We start from the raw sequence: 12,987 nt of genomic DNA, 5'->3' as shown, positions 1-12,987 counted from the left end.
TTGTCCGGACAGGGTGACCGCCTGCCGCCCGCCGAACCTTCGCAACGGACATTCACCGCGGTTGCGGCCTTGCTGTTACGAGTTAGCCACTCCTTGCTACATCTTTCTCCCGGTAAGCTCAAGCGCCAACTCGCCTCCATCCTGCCCGGATCGAACCGCTTTAGGAACGAAGAAGGCGCCGGAGATGCCCCGGCGCCTTCAAACACGGACTGGAATGAGCCGGCGCTCACGCGGCCGAGGTTTCGACCTTCCTGTTTTCCTCGATGCTGAGCAGCTTGAAGATGTCGACGCGGCGGCGCACCAGATCGTTGATCGTGTATTCGGCGAGCACGGAGAAGAACGCGTTCAGCGCCTTGCGCAGCGCCTCGTTGAAGCCGCAGCTGTCGACCAGCGGGCAATCCGTCTCGTTGGCGTCGTCGAAACATTCTGCCATGGAGAAGTTCTCCTCCGTGACGCTGACCACATCGAAAAGCGTGATTTCCGAAGCCGGACGTCCAAGGCGCACGCCACCATTGCGGCCCCGCACCGTTTCCATGATGCCGGCCTTGTGCAGCGGCTGGATGATCTTGAACAGGAAGAGCTCGGACACGCCGTAAGCCTTGGCAATCTCGGGCACGCGGCTCAGCTTGCCGTCGTTGGCGGCGCAATACATGAGCATCCGCACTGCATAATTCGTCTGCTTGGTCAGGCGCATACCGGTTTCCTTTTTAGAATCTTTCCAGTTTTATAACGCATTTCTCAATTTGGAACAATTCCAAAAAGAAGAAATTTTTACTCAAGTCTAGGGGTCCGATCGGTTGACACCGCGCACAGGATACCTGATTAATTAAATCAACTTAAAAGATCACAAGGAGGATACAATGACAAGGCTCAAGGCGCTTGCGGGTTCGTTTCTGGCATTGGCGACGGCGGCTGCGGCGGCCCCGGTCGCGGCGGAGGACGTCAACATCTATTCTTACCGCCAGCCCGAACTGATCGCCCCCCTGCTTGAAGCCTTCGAGGCCGAGACCGGCATCAACACCAATGTGCTGTTTCTCGATACGGGCCTTGTCGAGCGGGTGAAGGCGGAAGGCGCCAACTCGCCCGCTGACGTCATCCTGACCGTCGACATCGGCCGCCTGACAGAGGCCAAGGAGGCCGGCGTCACCCAGCCCGTCGAAAGCGCGGTCATCAATGCGGATATCCCCGCGCAGTTCCGTGACCCCGACGGCGACTGGTTTGCGCTGACCAAGCGCGGACGCGTCGTCTACGCCTCGAAGGACCGCGTCGGCCAGGTGCCGATCACCTATGAAGAACTGGCGGACCCCAAATGGAAGGGCGCGATTTGCATCCGCGACGGCCAGCATCCCTACAATATCGCCCTGATCGCCTCGATGATCGCCCACCACGGCGCCGAGTACACCGAGGAATGGCTGAAGGGCCTGAAGGCGAATCTCGCCCGCCGCCCGAACGGCAACGACCGGGGTCAGGCCAAGGCCATCATGTCAGGCGAATGCGACATCGCGCTCGGCAACACCTATTATGTCGGCCTGATGATGACCAACGACAAGGAACCCGAGCAGAAGGAGTGGGCGGCAGCGATCGACATCCTGTTTCCCAATGCCGACGGGCGCGGAACCCACGTCAATGTCTCCGGCATGGCTATGGCCAAACACGCGCCGCATCCGGAAAATGCGCTGAAGCTGATGGAGTATCTCGCCTCGCCGGAAGCACAGGAAATCTATGCCGAACAGGTTTTCGAGTATCCGGTGATGCCTGGCGCGGAAGCCTCCGAAATCGTCCGGTCCTTCGGCGAGATCCATCCCGACGACCTGTCGCTGGCAGAGATTGCCGCTCATCGCAGCGAGGCGTCGGAAATCGTGGACAAGGTCGGCTTCAACGACGGCCCATGATCTTCGATCCTCTCACGCACGGCACGTTTCCCGGCCCGGCTCAAGCAGCCGGGCTTTTTCGTTTCCGCAGCATCCATGCCATTCTCTCGACGGGTCGAGCAACACGGCAGACAACGGCCGGATTTTCGCTATGATGCGCGGCAGAACCAGTTGGGAGAAAAGACAATGGTCAAACTGATCAAAGCTGCCGCCTTTGCGGCCTTGGTAACGGTCGCCGGTTGCCAGACGGCTCCGCCCGAAACGCCGCTTGAGGAACTGCTGGACCAGGGCGCGCGCGCGGAACTCGCCGCCCAGCGCTGCGAAAGCTACACGAGCCTGCGCGGCGACAGAAAGCTCAAGAACGCCTCCGAAGCGATCTATGCGAAAGCGCGGGAAATGGGCGCCGATCAGTCCGATATCGATGCCGCCCGCCTGCGGGCCCGTCAGCAGGCCGGAATCAGGGATACGCTGATCGGCAACGAGGCGACCTGTGACGAGTTGTCGATCCTGCCGCCGGGCTATTGATCGGCGTCGGGGCTCCCCGAACATCTGACTGCATATGAGAAGGCCGGCCGCATCCGCGACCGGCCGCTTTTGTTTGTCGCTCTTTCGGGAGAGCCCAAACGGTGTCCCGGAGGTTCGCGCCGCATCAAGAGCGGGCAGCAACGGAGCGGCGCTCGACGAGCGCATCGACCCGAAAACCGGAAGCGATTTTCGGGCCGATGCGTCGATTCAATAAGTTAGAGCGCGGCCCTAGCCCCTCAGTCGAGGATGCCGTTGGCCGTGCCGAGGATCGAGATCGACGGCGTGATCTGCGAGATCAGGCGGTTCCAGTTGGTGATCGGCTGGCTGGCGACGAAGACGATATCGTTCGGCCGAAGCTGCAGCTCGGTTGCCAGAAGGAGGTTAGCGGTATTCTGCGCATCAAGCGCCCAGGCCGTGATCCCGAGGGGCTCGCCTGCCGCAATCCGGTTCTTGCGCAGAACATAGATGCGCCGCGGGTTGCCGGTGACGGGCTGGATGCCCCCCTGCTCGAACATCGCATCGGCAAGCGTGGCGTAACGGCCGAAGGGAAGCGGCCAGCGGCCCTGCTGCTTGACCTCGCCGAAGACATAGACGTAGTCCCTGTCGATCGCATCCATCTGAACGCGTGTTTCGAAGATGTCCCGCTGCTCTTCCAGCACGTCGCGCTGGAACTTCGCGAGATCCAGCTCCTGACGCAGATAGCCTTCAGCCAGTTCGACCGAGTATTCGGTGTCGACGAACACGCGGTCCCCGTTCTGCAGCAGGACCTTCGGTATATCGTTCTTGGCAAAGAGCTTCGTCGCCGGGATCTGGTAGGTCTGATCGTCGCGATAAAGGCGCACCGTCGCATATTCCGGATCGGTGGCAACGACGCCGCCTGCGGCAGTCACCGCCTCGTCGAGATAAAGCGGCGTCAGCGAGATCGGCTCAAGCTGCGGCTGCGCCACGGCCCCACCCACGGCGACGCGCTGGGAATTGAAGTCCGTGATCTCCAGATTGAAGTTCGGATCGATCTGGCTTTCAACAAGTCTCTGGAACAGGACGGACTGGGCCTCCTCCAGCGTCATGCCGCCAATGGTGACCCGGCCAACGGTCGGGATCGCGATCGCCCCGTCGTCCTGAACGGTGTAGCCCTGACGTGCGCTCTGCGCGGCAAGAAGGCCATTGATCTGGTTCAGCGTCGACGTCTCGGCGGTGGGCGTTGCCAGAAGCACCACATCGCCGACGCCGATCCGGTAGGGCCTGGGCTGCTGCACCGGCGGCAATTTGGTCGGCACGGCTCCCGGTCTCGCCTGCGGCCTGTAGGCGGATATCCGCGGCACCGCGGAACCCTGCAATGTTGCCGTCTGGTCAAAGACAGGCGGCAGGGAGCGCGGCGTATAGGGCGTCATGGCATTCGCCATCATGACGTTCTGGCTCGTTACCGGCACAACCTTGACCACGGACGTTTCGCCCACGACCGGGCGAACCTCCGAAACGTTGTACAACGCACTGCACCCGGTCATGATGATCGCGGTGAGAATGACGGTAATGGCACGCAATTGAAACTCTCCGAATTGCTGTCACTTGCCCCTTAAACATAAGCCCAAAACGTATCACCCCGCAGGAGACAAGCAAAGCGCCTGGCAAGAATACATGGATACTCGAAAACGATTAAACAGAAATTGGTTCTGCTCCCTGGCAGTCGGCAATTCGACCGAAACAAACGCTTTTTTTCTTCGTCCTGTGACTGATCGGCGACACGGGTTCGAATACGGGCGCCGGATCAATTTGCACTTCCTTAATAAGCGAATCTCAACGTGAGTCCATACCGCGGCTCATCCTGCGCAAGCATCGTGCCGAGTCCGTGGAGACCTGTTGCATTTGTGGCATAGACATCGGCGCTGAACGGCGTGCCATGGAGGTCATACCGGGCGCCGGCCGACCAGATGGTATCGCCGCCGTCCGAGACAGCCGTGACCTCGCCCAACAATTCAAGATCGCGGAACGGACGGACGGAGACACCGCCGCCGACCCCCCATATCCGCTCGGTGTGGTAGGCGGCAAACTTCGATTCCAGCGTCACGCTGGCCTTTTCCGAAAGTGCAAGGCTTGCCGGAAGCGCGCCATAAAGAACGCCCACGGTCGGCTTGTTGACGTCGCGCCCGGCGAGAACCTGTCCGGAAAGCGAAAACAGATCGCCATATTTCTGGTCCATCAGGCGCAGCTTGCCGCCAAACATGTAGGACCATTCATCGTTCCACGGGCTTTGCGCGTTTCCGACCGCCCCGCCTGCGGGATATTGCGTGAAGAAGGCATCCAGCTGCAGATCCTGATCCGGACTGAAGGCGAGGTGGAAGTCGCTGAAGTTCCTGTTGCCCATCCCGGCCTCGACCAGAATGCGGCCGGGGGTCAGCGTATCGGCGGCTCCTAGCGTGATCCCGCCGATCTGCTGCTGCAGTTCCAGCTCGGTGACCGGACTCAGCATATCCGCCCTGTAGCTGTCGAAATACACGTCGCGCGTCGCCTCGCCGACAAACGGCGTATAGCTGAGACGGATGCCGTAGGCGATGTCATCCGATTTCGGAGGAAAGGCGATGATGCTGGTCGCCGGCGTCATGCCCCAGCCATTTGTCGCAAAGAGGTCCACGGCGGCCTTCGGCGTCACGGCAAGCTTCATGCCGGCCATCCAGACCGGTGTCGTCTCCAGGCCGCCGCTGCCCGACAGCGTGTTGCCGTCGGTCGCGTAGGGCAACATCACCGTCGCATAGGACTGAAGCCCGGTGATCGGCTGCCATGTCAACCCTGCGCCGACATAGGGCACGGTTCCGAAATAGGGCTGGCCGTTGATGCTGTCGGGCAGGAAGGAAACGCCCGGCGTCACGTGGAACCGCAGGGAATCGGTCACCGTCAGGCTGATCGGCAGCTGAAGGCTTCCGGCAAGGTCCCATTCTCCGTTGCCGTCATTCTGATAGAGATCGCCCGACAGGAAGACGCCTTCGAGCGAGCCTGCGACCGCCATGTTCAGGCCGTAGCTGTCGATCAGACCGTACTTGACGCCGCCGCCGCCGGCCAGGAAGGTGAGATTCTCCTCACAAGCCGCCGTGCCGCATTGCGGCGGATCGTCGAAGACATGGCCGAAGGCGCTGACCTGAAAGCGATCGCTGATCGCCCAGTCCGCCCGCCCCTCATAGACCTGCGTGCCCGTCGCTTCGCCGCCCAGCGTCTGGTCGGAACCGAACTGAAGGTAGACCGCGCCCTTGGGCAGAAGATAGCCGGTTTCGAAACTGGAATAGTTGGACGCCATCATTTCGATCGGCGTCTGGTCGAGAAACAGGGCACCGGGTCCTTCAAGCACCTGCGCGTCGGCGGAGCGCGCGGCCGCCAGACTCAAAAAGCCTCCGCAAAAAACAGGCAAAAGAAAGAGACCGGCCAGGCTCGATACTCTGGACATAAACCGCCGCTTCCCGATCGTAAAACATCCTAAAAAATCGAGGAGACGATAGCCCATTAACAAATCCTAAACAAGCGGAGGTCCGAAACCGCACGTCATGCAAGAGCAACCGATAAACTGAGGGTAGAAAAAACATGGCAAATCAGGCGCGCAACGCTCGCTTTAGGCGATTTCAAGAAAACATATACTCCGAGGTTGGCCGCGTTTCCACAGCCTTGAAGGCAGGAAGCTGCTGTCGGAAGCCCCAATTTGCAAGGCTCAGGCCCGAACAGGCGTGATATTTTTGCAGCGCCTTAACCATAATTCCGCAATGGGGCGAAAACGCAACCAAGCCGCGAGGCGCGGTCGGCCTTCGCAGTCGCAATCAGACAAGCTTGAAGGGATTGCTTGTCAGCACCCAGGGCGTGACCGACGTCACAATAGCTTTGGTGGCGTCGCTGTTCCGGCGAGCGTGAGCGAGCCCTCGGGCCGGAGACACACGCGCGCGAGCGCATCGTGCTTTGTGCGTCCGAATGGACGCACGGCGCTCTAATCGCTTGCCGTCTCGTCAACGATCCGGCGCAGCGGCGCTCGCGACAATTCGTTGTTCGCGTCGGTCAGCTTGCGCAAAAGCACGAGAAACGTCTCCCGCTCTTCCGGCGAGAGCTCCTTCAGGATGACGTCCTGCGTCTCAAACACGGACGGCCGGACGGAATCGAGATAGCGGGCGCCCTCATCAGTCAGCTTGAGTATGCGGGCGCGCCGGTCGGACGGACTGACGCGCCGCGCAACGAGCCCGCGCGCCTCCAGTCGCGCGATGACGCCGCCGATCGTGACGCGGTCATAGGCAATCAGCCCGGCAAGCGTCGCCTGGTCAATTCCGGGATGGTTTGAAAGCTGCGCCAGAACGGCGAATTGCACCGGCGTCAGTTCAAAGCCGGCCGCCCCGGTCTCGGCCATGAAGGCCGATACGGCGATTTGCTGAAGCCGGCGGATCAGGTGCCCCGGCAAGTCGTCGAGATTCGTCATGTCTCCCCCAAACCTATCCATTGTCAAAACAGAATATCGTCGCTGTGGCAACTGATCCTTCCTCCGCCCGCTGTTCTCCCGGCACGGGGTCGGCTGCGCGTGCGCTTCGAATATAATAAGCATACACATTATTTCTTGACGCCGGTCAATTTAATAAGTACACGTCCTATTAAATCGAGCCAAGGAGGAGCCGTTCGATGAACATGATGATGCCTGAAGACAGCGCCGAACTGCGCGCGCTTTACGCGGCCTTCAAGAAAAATCACCTCAATCCGCTCTGGACCCAGATCGGCGACCTGATGCCGGCGCACCCCAAGCCCAGGGCAAAGGCCCATGTCTGGAAGTGGTCGGAGCTTTATCCGCTGGCGCAGCGATCCGGTGAACTGGTTCCCGTCGGCCGCGGCGGAGAGCGCCGCGCCATCGGCCTTGCCAATCCCGGGCTTGGCGGAGAGGCCTATGTCTCGCCGACGCTGTGGTGCGCGATCCAGTATCTTGGTCCGAAGGAAACGGCGCCCGAACACCGTCATTCCCAGAATGCCTTCCGTTTCGTGGTCGAGGGCGAAGGTGTGTGGACCGTCGTCAACGGCGATCCGGTGCGCATGAGCCGCGGCGACTTCCTGTTGACGCCCGGCTGGAACTTCCACGGCCACCACAACGAAACCGACCAGCCCATGGCCTGGATCGACGGCCTCGATATCCCCTTTTCCTATCAGAATGACGTGGGCTTCTTCGAATTCGGCTCCGACCGCGTGACCGATTATGCCACGCCTGACTATTCGCGCGGCGAACGCCTGTGGTGCCATCCGGGCCTGCGCCCGCTTTCCGGCCTCGGGAATACGGTGAGTTCGCCGATCGGCGCCTATCGCTGGGAATATACCGACCGGGCGCTCACCGAGCAGCTGCTGCTCGAGGAGGAAGGTCAGCCCGCCACCTTCGGCCAAGGCCATGCAGGCGTGCGCTATATCAACCCGACCACGGGCGGCGATGTCATGCCCACCATCCGGGCGGAGTTCCATCGCCTGCGCGAAGGCGTGGAAACGGCAACGCGCCGCGAGGTCGGCTCGACCGTGTTCCAGGTCTTCGAAGGCCGTGGCGCCGTCGTGATGAACGGCGAACGCAAGACGCTCGAAAAGGGCGACATCTTCGTCATCCCGTCATGGGTCGCATGGTCACTGGAGGCCGAAACGCAATTCGACCTCTTCCGTTTCTCCGACGCGCCGATCATGGAACGTCTGCACTTCAACCGCACCCTGGTCGAAGACGCAGACGCATGATGAGCCTTGACGAAGCCCGACGCGCGCTGATGGCGCGCCAGGGCCCCGGAGCCCGTTACGACGCGCCCGAGGCTCCCGCCGGGATGCTGCATCTTGCGCGCACGGGCACGGCCTATTTCGCGCGCTTTTTGAACCGGCTCAAGGAGCAGGACCTCTACGAGCCCCTGCGCACGGATGATCGCACCGCCGCCCACGTGATCTGCGCCGTCTCCTACCAGGCGCGCGGCATTGCGCGCCAGGGCGAGGCGATCGCTGCGGGAAACACCGTTCCGCCGCTCCATGACAGCGACGACGAACTCAGAGCGAAAATCGAACTCGGCGCCACATTGCCCGACCGCGCGCTGCGCCACCTGTTCGATCACACCGCCGTGCACCTGAACGTCGTCTGGCGCGACCTTTCCGCCGATGGCTGGCGGACGGAAGCCCCGGACGCCCTCGGCGCATGGCGCCCTTTTTCCGACAGCGCACGCGCCCGGGCGTGCTTCATCTGGGCCGCCGCCTTCGATCTCGGCAACGGCGCGCGCAGGAACGACCTCCCGGCAGCGCTCGCCGCTGCCAACTGCCCTGAACTCGCCGTCTTGAGCGGCGCCGACATGAAAGGACTTTTCCGATGAACAAAGAGGCTCTCTTCCCCTCCCCCGCATGGCCGACCATTCCGGTCGAAGGTGAAACCGCCGGATATCCGGTCCATCGGATTTTCTGTGTCGGTCGGAACTATGCGGCCCATGCCGCGGAGATGGGCGTCGAGGTGGATCGTGAGGCGCCGTTCTATTTCACCAAGTCGGCATTGATGACCGAGGCCAGCGGCGCGACGATCGCCTATCCGCCGGGCACGGAGAATTTCCACTACGAGATGGAACTCGTCATCGTCATCGGCAGCCCGGTCTTCCGCGCCGACAGGGCAGCCGCCCAGGCGGCGATCTACGGCTATGCCTGCGGTCTCGACATGACCCGACGCGACCTTCAGCTCGCCGCCCGCGCCAAGCAGCGCCCCTGGGACCTCGGCAAGGACGTCGAACAATCGGCCGTCATCGCCGCCATTACCAAGGCCGATGCCTTCGGGACTCCCGGCCCGCAACGCATCCACCTCGAAGTCAACGGCGAGGTCAAGCAGGACGCCCATCTGTCGGACCTGATCTGGAAGGTCGACGAAATCGTCAGCGACCTGTCGAAATTCTATCATCTCGCCCCCGGCGATGTGATCATGACCGGCACCCCGGCAGGCGTAGGCCCTGTCGTTTCCGGCGATGTGATCACCGGCGGCATCGACGGGCTTCAGCCCGTGAAGCTTTCGATCGGAGCGGCGGAATGATCCGCTTTTACGGCTATTTCCGCTCATCCTCGGCCTATCGCTGCCGCATCGCTTTCAACCTGAAGGATGTCGACTACGACTTCGTTTCGGTGCATCTGCGAAAAGATGGCGGGCAGCAGAAGAAGTCTGACTATCGCGCGAAGAACCCGCAGGCGCTGGTGCCGGCGCTCGAGGACGGCGATTTCATCCTGACCCAGTCGCTCGCGATCATCGAATGGCTGGACGAGACCTTTCCCGAAAAGGCGCGGTTGCTGCCGGAGGACAAGGACAGGAGGGCGAAGGTTCGTGCCTTCGCCCAGGCGATTGCCTGCGACATTCACCCGCTGCAGAACCTGCGCGTTCTCGACTATCTGAAAGCCGAATTCGGCGCCGACCAGGCTGCGCTCGACCGCTGGTGCGGGCGATGGATCGGCGATGGTCTCGCCGCCTGCGAGGCGCTCCTGAAAAAGGAACCAGCCTCCGCTTTCTGCTTCGGAGAAACGCCGGGACTGGCCGATATCTGCCTGATCCCTCAGGTTTTCTCGGCTCACCGTTTCGGCGTCGACCTTTCCGCCATGCCGCGGCTTGTCGCGATCGCCGAGGCGGCCAACGCGCTTCCGGCCTTTGCCAATGCCCACCCGCGCAATCAGCCCGACGCGGAGTAATCAACGTCGCTCAGGCCGCACCGAGGAGGGCCGCCTGGCACAATCAACATCAACTGGAGGAGAAAACATGTCGTTTCAAAAATTCGGGCTGAAGGCCCTGCTAGCTTCCGCAACCATCATCGCCGTTCCCTTTGCCGCCGAGGCGCGCGAATTGCGCATGGGCCTCATCACCCCGCCGAGCCATGTCTGGACCAAGGTTGCCGAGCGGATGGCTGAAAAGCTGCCCGAGGCGACCGAAGGCGAACTGACCCTTGCAATCTTTCCTGCCGGCCAGCTGGGCACGGAACAGGAAATGTTCCAGCAGATGTCGGCCGGTCTTCTCGATGCCGGGCTGATGACTGCCGCCATCACATCCCTGCGCGCGCCCTCGCTGCAGGGCTGGTTCACGCCCTATCTTTTCCCCGACGTTTCCGCCGCGATCGACGCCGCCGATACGCCTGCAGCGGGACAGATGCTCGACGAGCTCAATCGCGCCGGCCTTCACGGCATGGGCTACACATTCGCCGGCATGCGCCACATCCTGATGCGCGACGAGCCGGCCACCGATGTCGCTGCACTCCAGAACAAGAAAATCCGGATCGTCCCCTTCCCGGCGATGAAGGTTTGGTGGCAGGCCGTGGGTGCCGTTCCCACCCCGGTCAACCTTACCGAGGTCTACCAGGCCCTGCAGACCGGTCTGCTTGACGGCGTCGATATCGACCTCGACGCGCTGGTCGGCCTGAAATTCCAGGAAGTCGCCCACGACCTGACGCTGACCAGCCACATGCCCTTCCCGGCCGTGATGGTCGTCTCGGACATGACCTGGGCCACTCTGACGGAAGACGAGCAGATCGCCTTCCAGGACGTTGTGGACGAGGCGCTCGCCTGGGGCTCGCAGAAGCAGATTGAAGCAGAGGCCGGCAACCTGGCAACGCTTGAAAGCGAGATGGACGTCACACGGCTGACGGACGGAAAGGAAGCCTTCGCCACCGCCAATGAAGCCGTCGATGCAAGCTTCGCCGCCTATCCGCTGATCGGCGCGTTCCAGGCCCAGGTCGCGGAGCAGGCGCAGTGAACCTTCTGGGCAAGATATCTGCCGGGCTGGTCCAGCTTGAACGCTGGGCCAGCAGGTTTCTCGTGGTCGGGTTTGTCGGGCTGATCGTCGCCAATGTCGGCATGCGATACCTTGTCGGCCGCCCGATCATCTTTGCCGAGGAACTGGCAGCCATCATGCTGGTCTGGCTTGCCTTCATCGCGACGTCGATTTCCATTCACACCCGCGCCCAGATCGGCGTGACGCTGCTGGTCGACAATTTCTCCGTAACCTGGCGCAGGATCATCGACCTTCTGGTCTGGCTGCTGATCACGATCATGCTCGCCATCCTGCTGAAGGCCGGCGTCACATGGGTCCGCTCGCCCGTGGTCGAATTCGAACAGGTGATCACCACGGGATGGGCGAAGGCCCCGTTCTTCACCATCTTCCCGATATTCTGCGCCTGCGCGCTGATCCATGCACTGGCCCATGTGGCGCGCGCCGCTGGCGAAATCAGGGGGAAAAAAGCATGACCGGACTTTCCTTTCTCGTTCTGCTTCTGACCGGAATGCCGGTCGCCTTCGTGCTGATCGGCGCCACCCTCGTCTTCGTGTTCCTGTCGGGCCGCGAGCAGCTGATCGCCGCCATTCCGCAGATTTCCTTCGGATCCGTGGAAAATTTCGATCTTCTGGCCATTCCGCTGTTCATCCTGCTTGGCGAGATCATGAATGAAAGCGGCCTGACGCGGCGCATCATCACATCCGTCCGGGTGTGGATCGCGCGCCTGCCGCACAATCTCGTCATCGTCAACCTGATCTCCAATCTGGCGCTTGCCGCGATCATGGGCTCGGCAACGGCCCAGATGGCGGTGATGAGCCGGGTCGTCGTTCCGGAAATGGAGCGCGACGGCTATGATCGCGGCTATGCCGCCAGCCTGACGGCTTCGGCCGGCCTTCTCGGTCCGATCATTCCGCCCTCGATGCTGCTGATCATTTACGGGGTGATCGCCCAGGTTTCGATTGCCGAGATGTTCATGGCCGGCATCGTTCCCGGAATCGCGCTCTTCGTCCTGATCCTGGTCCTGGCCTTCTGGCAGGCCACGCGCAACCACAAGCAGCAGGGCGGCACCGAGCGCCTAAACTTTTCGCAGAAGATCGCCGCGACGATCCCCGGTCTCGCCGCGATGCTGATCCCGCTCGTCATCGTCGGCGGCATTTCCTTCGGCGTCTTCACGCCGACGGAATCGGCCGCCGCGGCGATCGTTGTCGCGCTCGTCTTCGCCGTTCTCGAATTCAAGGGTCAGACATTCCGGCGCATCGTCCCGATCATCGACCGGACCGTCGCCAACTCGGCGATCGTTCTGTTCCTGATCGTCGCCGCGAAGATCTTCGGCTGGGTCCTCACCTTCAATCAGGTGCCGCAGCATGTCGCGGCCTTCATCGTTTCGTTGACGGATGATCCGACGATCTTCCTCCTGCTGATCGTGGTCTTCCTGTTCCTCGTCGGGATGTTCCTCGACGGCATCGCGGCACTGATCATCCTGACGCCGATCCTTCTGCCGGTGGCCATCAGCCAATATGGCATCGACCCGATCCAGTTCGGGCTGATCCTTGCCATGACGCTGGTTCTCGGCCTGCTCACGCCTCCGGTCGGAACCGGGCTCTATATCGCGGCGGCCCTGTCGAAAGTCTCGGTCATGCGACTGTCGAAACTGGTGTTGCCCTATGTGGCGGCGACGCTCGCCGTCATCCTCGCAGTGGTCTTCATACCCTGGATGGTGCACCCGTTCTGAGCGACGGGTTCACCGGCGCCCCGATGAAGGGAGCACCGAACGCGTGAAGAACGCCGGTTCGCGGAAACGACCCGCAGGGGTCGCCTGTACCGGCAGCCGATAACCGAAATCATATT

Annotated in this window: 13 protein-coding genes; 9 read left to right on the top strand and 4 right to left on the bottom strand. The window is 61.9% G+C overall.

What is annotated here, in order from left to right:
* Positions 1–226: 226 nt before the first annotated feature.
* Entirely contained in the window at positions 227–694 is a 468-nt protein-coding gene (rirA, locus tag AZF01_RS02610; protein WP_024706082.1) for an iron-responsive transcriptional regulator RirA, read from the bottom strand.
* A gap of 166 nt (positions 695–860) precedes the next feature.
* Between rirA and AZF01_RS02605 the strand changes: the two genes are divergently transcribed.
* Both AZF01_RS02605 and AZF01_RS02600 read left to right on the top strand, forming a co-directional pair.
* On the top strand, positions 861–1,892 hold the full coding sequence (locus AZF01_RS02605) for a Fe(3+) ABC transporter substrate-binding protein (protein WP_024706081.1): 1,032 nt from the start codon (positions 861–863) through the stop codon (positions 1,890–1,892).
* Between the two features lie 165 nt (positions 1,893–2,057).
* Positions 2,058–2,396, top strand: a complete 339-nt coding sequence (locus AZF01_RS02600) for a hypothetical protein (protein WP_024706080.1) — start codon at positions 2,058–2,060, stop codon at positions 2,394–2,396.
* Between the two features lie 236 nt (positions 2,397–2,632).
* Here AZF01_RS02600 and AZF01_RS02595 read toward each other — a convergent pair whose 3' ends face one another.
* The 3 genes from AZF01_RS02595 to AZF01_RS02585 all read right to left on the bottom strand — a co-directional run bounded on the left by AZF01_RS02595 (position 2,633) and on the right by AZF01_RS02585 (position 6,837).
* Positions 2,633–3,937 carry a polysaccharide biosynthesis/export family protein gene (locus AZF01_RS02595; protein ID WP_244435477.1) on the bottom strand — a complete coding sequence of 435 codons (1,305 nt, stop codon included), beginning with the start codon at positions 3,935–3,937 and terminating at the stop codon, positions 2,633–2,635.
* Positions 3,938–4,176: 239 nt separating this feature from the next.
* Positions 4,177–5,769: a hypothetical protein gene (locus AZF01_RS02590; protein ID WP_024706078.1), complete on the bottom strand. Its 1,593-nt coding sequence runs from the start codon at positions 5,767–5,769 to the stop codon at positions 4,177–4,179.
* A gap of 588 nt (positions 5,770–6,357) precedes the next feature.
* Complete coding sequence (locus AZF01_RS02585) at positions 6,358–6,837, bottom strand: MarR family winged helix-turn-helix transcriptional regulator (protein ID WP_024706077.1); 480 nt, start codon at positions 6,835–6,837, stop codon at positions 6,358–6,360.
* A 206-nt stretch (positions 6,838–7,043) separates the two neighbouring features.
* On the opposite strand from AZF01_RS02585, the gene AZF01_RS02580 reads away from it, so the two are divergent.
* From AZF01_RS02580 to AZF01_RS02550, 7 genes are all read left to right on the top strand, one after another.
* Positions 7,044–8,111 (top strand): cupin domain-containing protein, encoded by a 1,068-nt coding sequence (locus AZF01_RS02580; protein ID WP_051423946.1) that lies wholly within the window; start codon positions 7,044–7,046, stop codon positions 8,109–8,111.
* Complete coding sequence (locus AZF01_RS02575) at positions 8,108–8,725, top strand: maleylpyruvate isomerase N-terminal domain-containing protein (RefSeq protein WP_036235401.1); 618 nt, start codon at positions 8,108–8,110, stop codon at positions 8,723–8,725. Before AZF01_RS02580 ends, AZF01_RS02575 begins: the two co-directional genes overlap by 4 nt.
* Positions 8,722–9,423, top strand: a complete 702-nt coding sequence (locus AZF01_RS02570) for a fumarylacetoacetate hydrolase family protein (protein ID WP_024706074.1) — start codon at positions 8,722–8,724, stop codon at positions 9,421–9,423. Before AZF01_RS02575 ends, AZF01_RS02570 begins: the two co-directional genes overlap by 4 nt.
* Positions 9,423–10,067, top strand: coding sequence for a maleylacetoacetate isomerase (gene maiA, locus AZF01_RS02565; RefSeq protein ID WP_024706073.1), 645 nt, complete (start codon positions 9,423–9,425; stop codon positions 10,065–10,067). Before AZF01_RS02570 ends, maiA begins: the two co-directional genes overlap by 1 nt.
* A gap of 67 nt (positions 10,068–10,134) precedes the next feature.
* Positions 10,135–11,121, top strand: a complete 987-nt coding sequence (locus tag AZF01_RS02560) for a TRAP transporter substrate-binding protein (RefSeq protein WP_024706072.1) — start codon at positions 10,135–10,137, stop codon at positions 11,119–11,121.
* Positions 11,118–11,612 (top strand): TRAP transporter small permease, encoded by a 495-nt coding sequence (locus AZF01_RS02555; protein WP_024706071.1) that lies wholly within the window; start codon positions 11,118–11,120, stop codon positions 11,610–11,612. Before AZF01_RS02560 ends, AZF01_RS02555 begins: the two co-directional genes overlap by 4 nt.
* On the top strand, positions 11,609–12,871 hold the full coding sequence (locus tag AZF01_RS02550) for a TRAP transporter large permease (RefSeq protein WP_024706070.1): 1,263 nt from the start codon (positions 11,609–11,611) through the stop codon (positions 12,869–12,871). Before AZF01_RS02555 ends, AZF01_RS02550 begins: the two co-directional genes overlap by 4 nt.
* Positions 12,872–12,987: the final 116 nt, after the last annotated feature.

This window comes from Martelella sp. AD-3 (assembly GCF_001578105.1).
Lineage (GTDB): Bacteria > Pseudomonadota > Alphaproteobacteria > Rhizobiales > Rhizobiaceae > Martelella.
Note: the sequence above shows the minus strand (reverse complement) of the source record. Positions and strands in the feature narration are given on the sequence as shown.

Bases quoted from the DNA above. Each gene is read 5' to 3' on its own strand.
- rirA (WP_024706082.1), bottom strand. From the start codon at position 694: ATGCGCCTGACCAAGCAGACGAATTATGCAGTGCGGATGCTCATGTAT.
- AZF01_RS02605 (WP_024706081.1), top strand. From the start codon at position 861: ATGACAAGGCTCAAGGCGCTTGCGGGTTCGTTTCTGGCATTGGCGACG.
- AZF01_RS02600 (WP_024706080.1), top strand. From the start codon at position 2,058: ATGGTCAAACTGATCAAAGCTGCCGCCTTTGCGGCCTTGGTAACGGTC.
- AZF01_RS02585 (WP_024706077.1), bottom strand. From the start codon at position 6,837: ATGACGAATCTCGACGACTTGCCGGGGCACCTGATCCGCCGGCTTCAG.
- AZF01_RS02580 (WP_051423946.1), top strand. From the start codon at position 7,044: ATGATGCCTGAAGACAGCGCCGAACTGCGCGCGCTTTACGCGGCCTTC.
- AZF01_RS02575 (WP_036235401.1), top strand. From the start codon at position 8,108: ATGATGAGCCTTGACGAAGCCCGACGCGCGCTGATGGCGCGCCAGGGC.
- AZF01_RS02570 (WP_024706074.1), top strand. From the start codon at position 8,722: ATGAACAAAGAGGCTCTCTTCCCCTCCCCCGCATGGCCGACCATTCCG.
- AZF01_RS02560 (WP_024706072.1), top strand. From the start codon at position 10,135: ATGTCGTTTCAAAAATTCGGGCTGAAGGCCCTGCTAGCTTCCGCAACC.
- AZF01_RS02550 (WP_024706070.1), top strand. From the start codon at position 11,609: ATGACCGGACTTTCCTTTCTCGTTCTGCTTCTGACCGGAATGCCGGTC.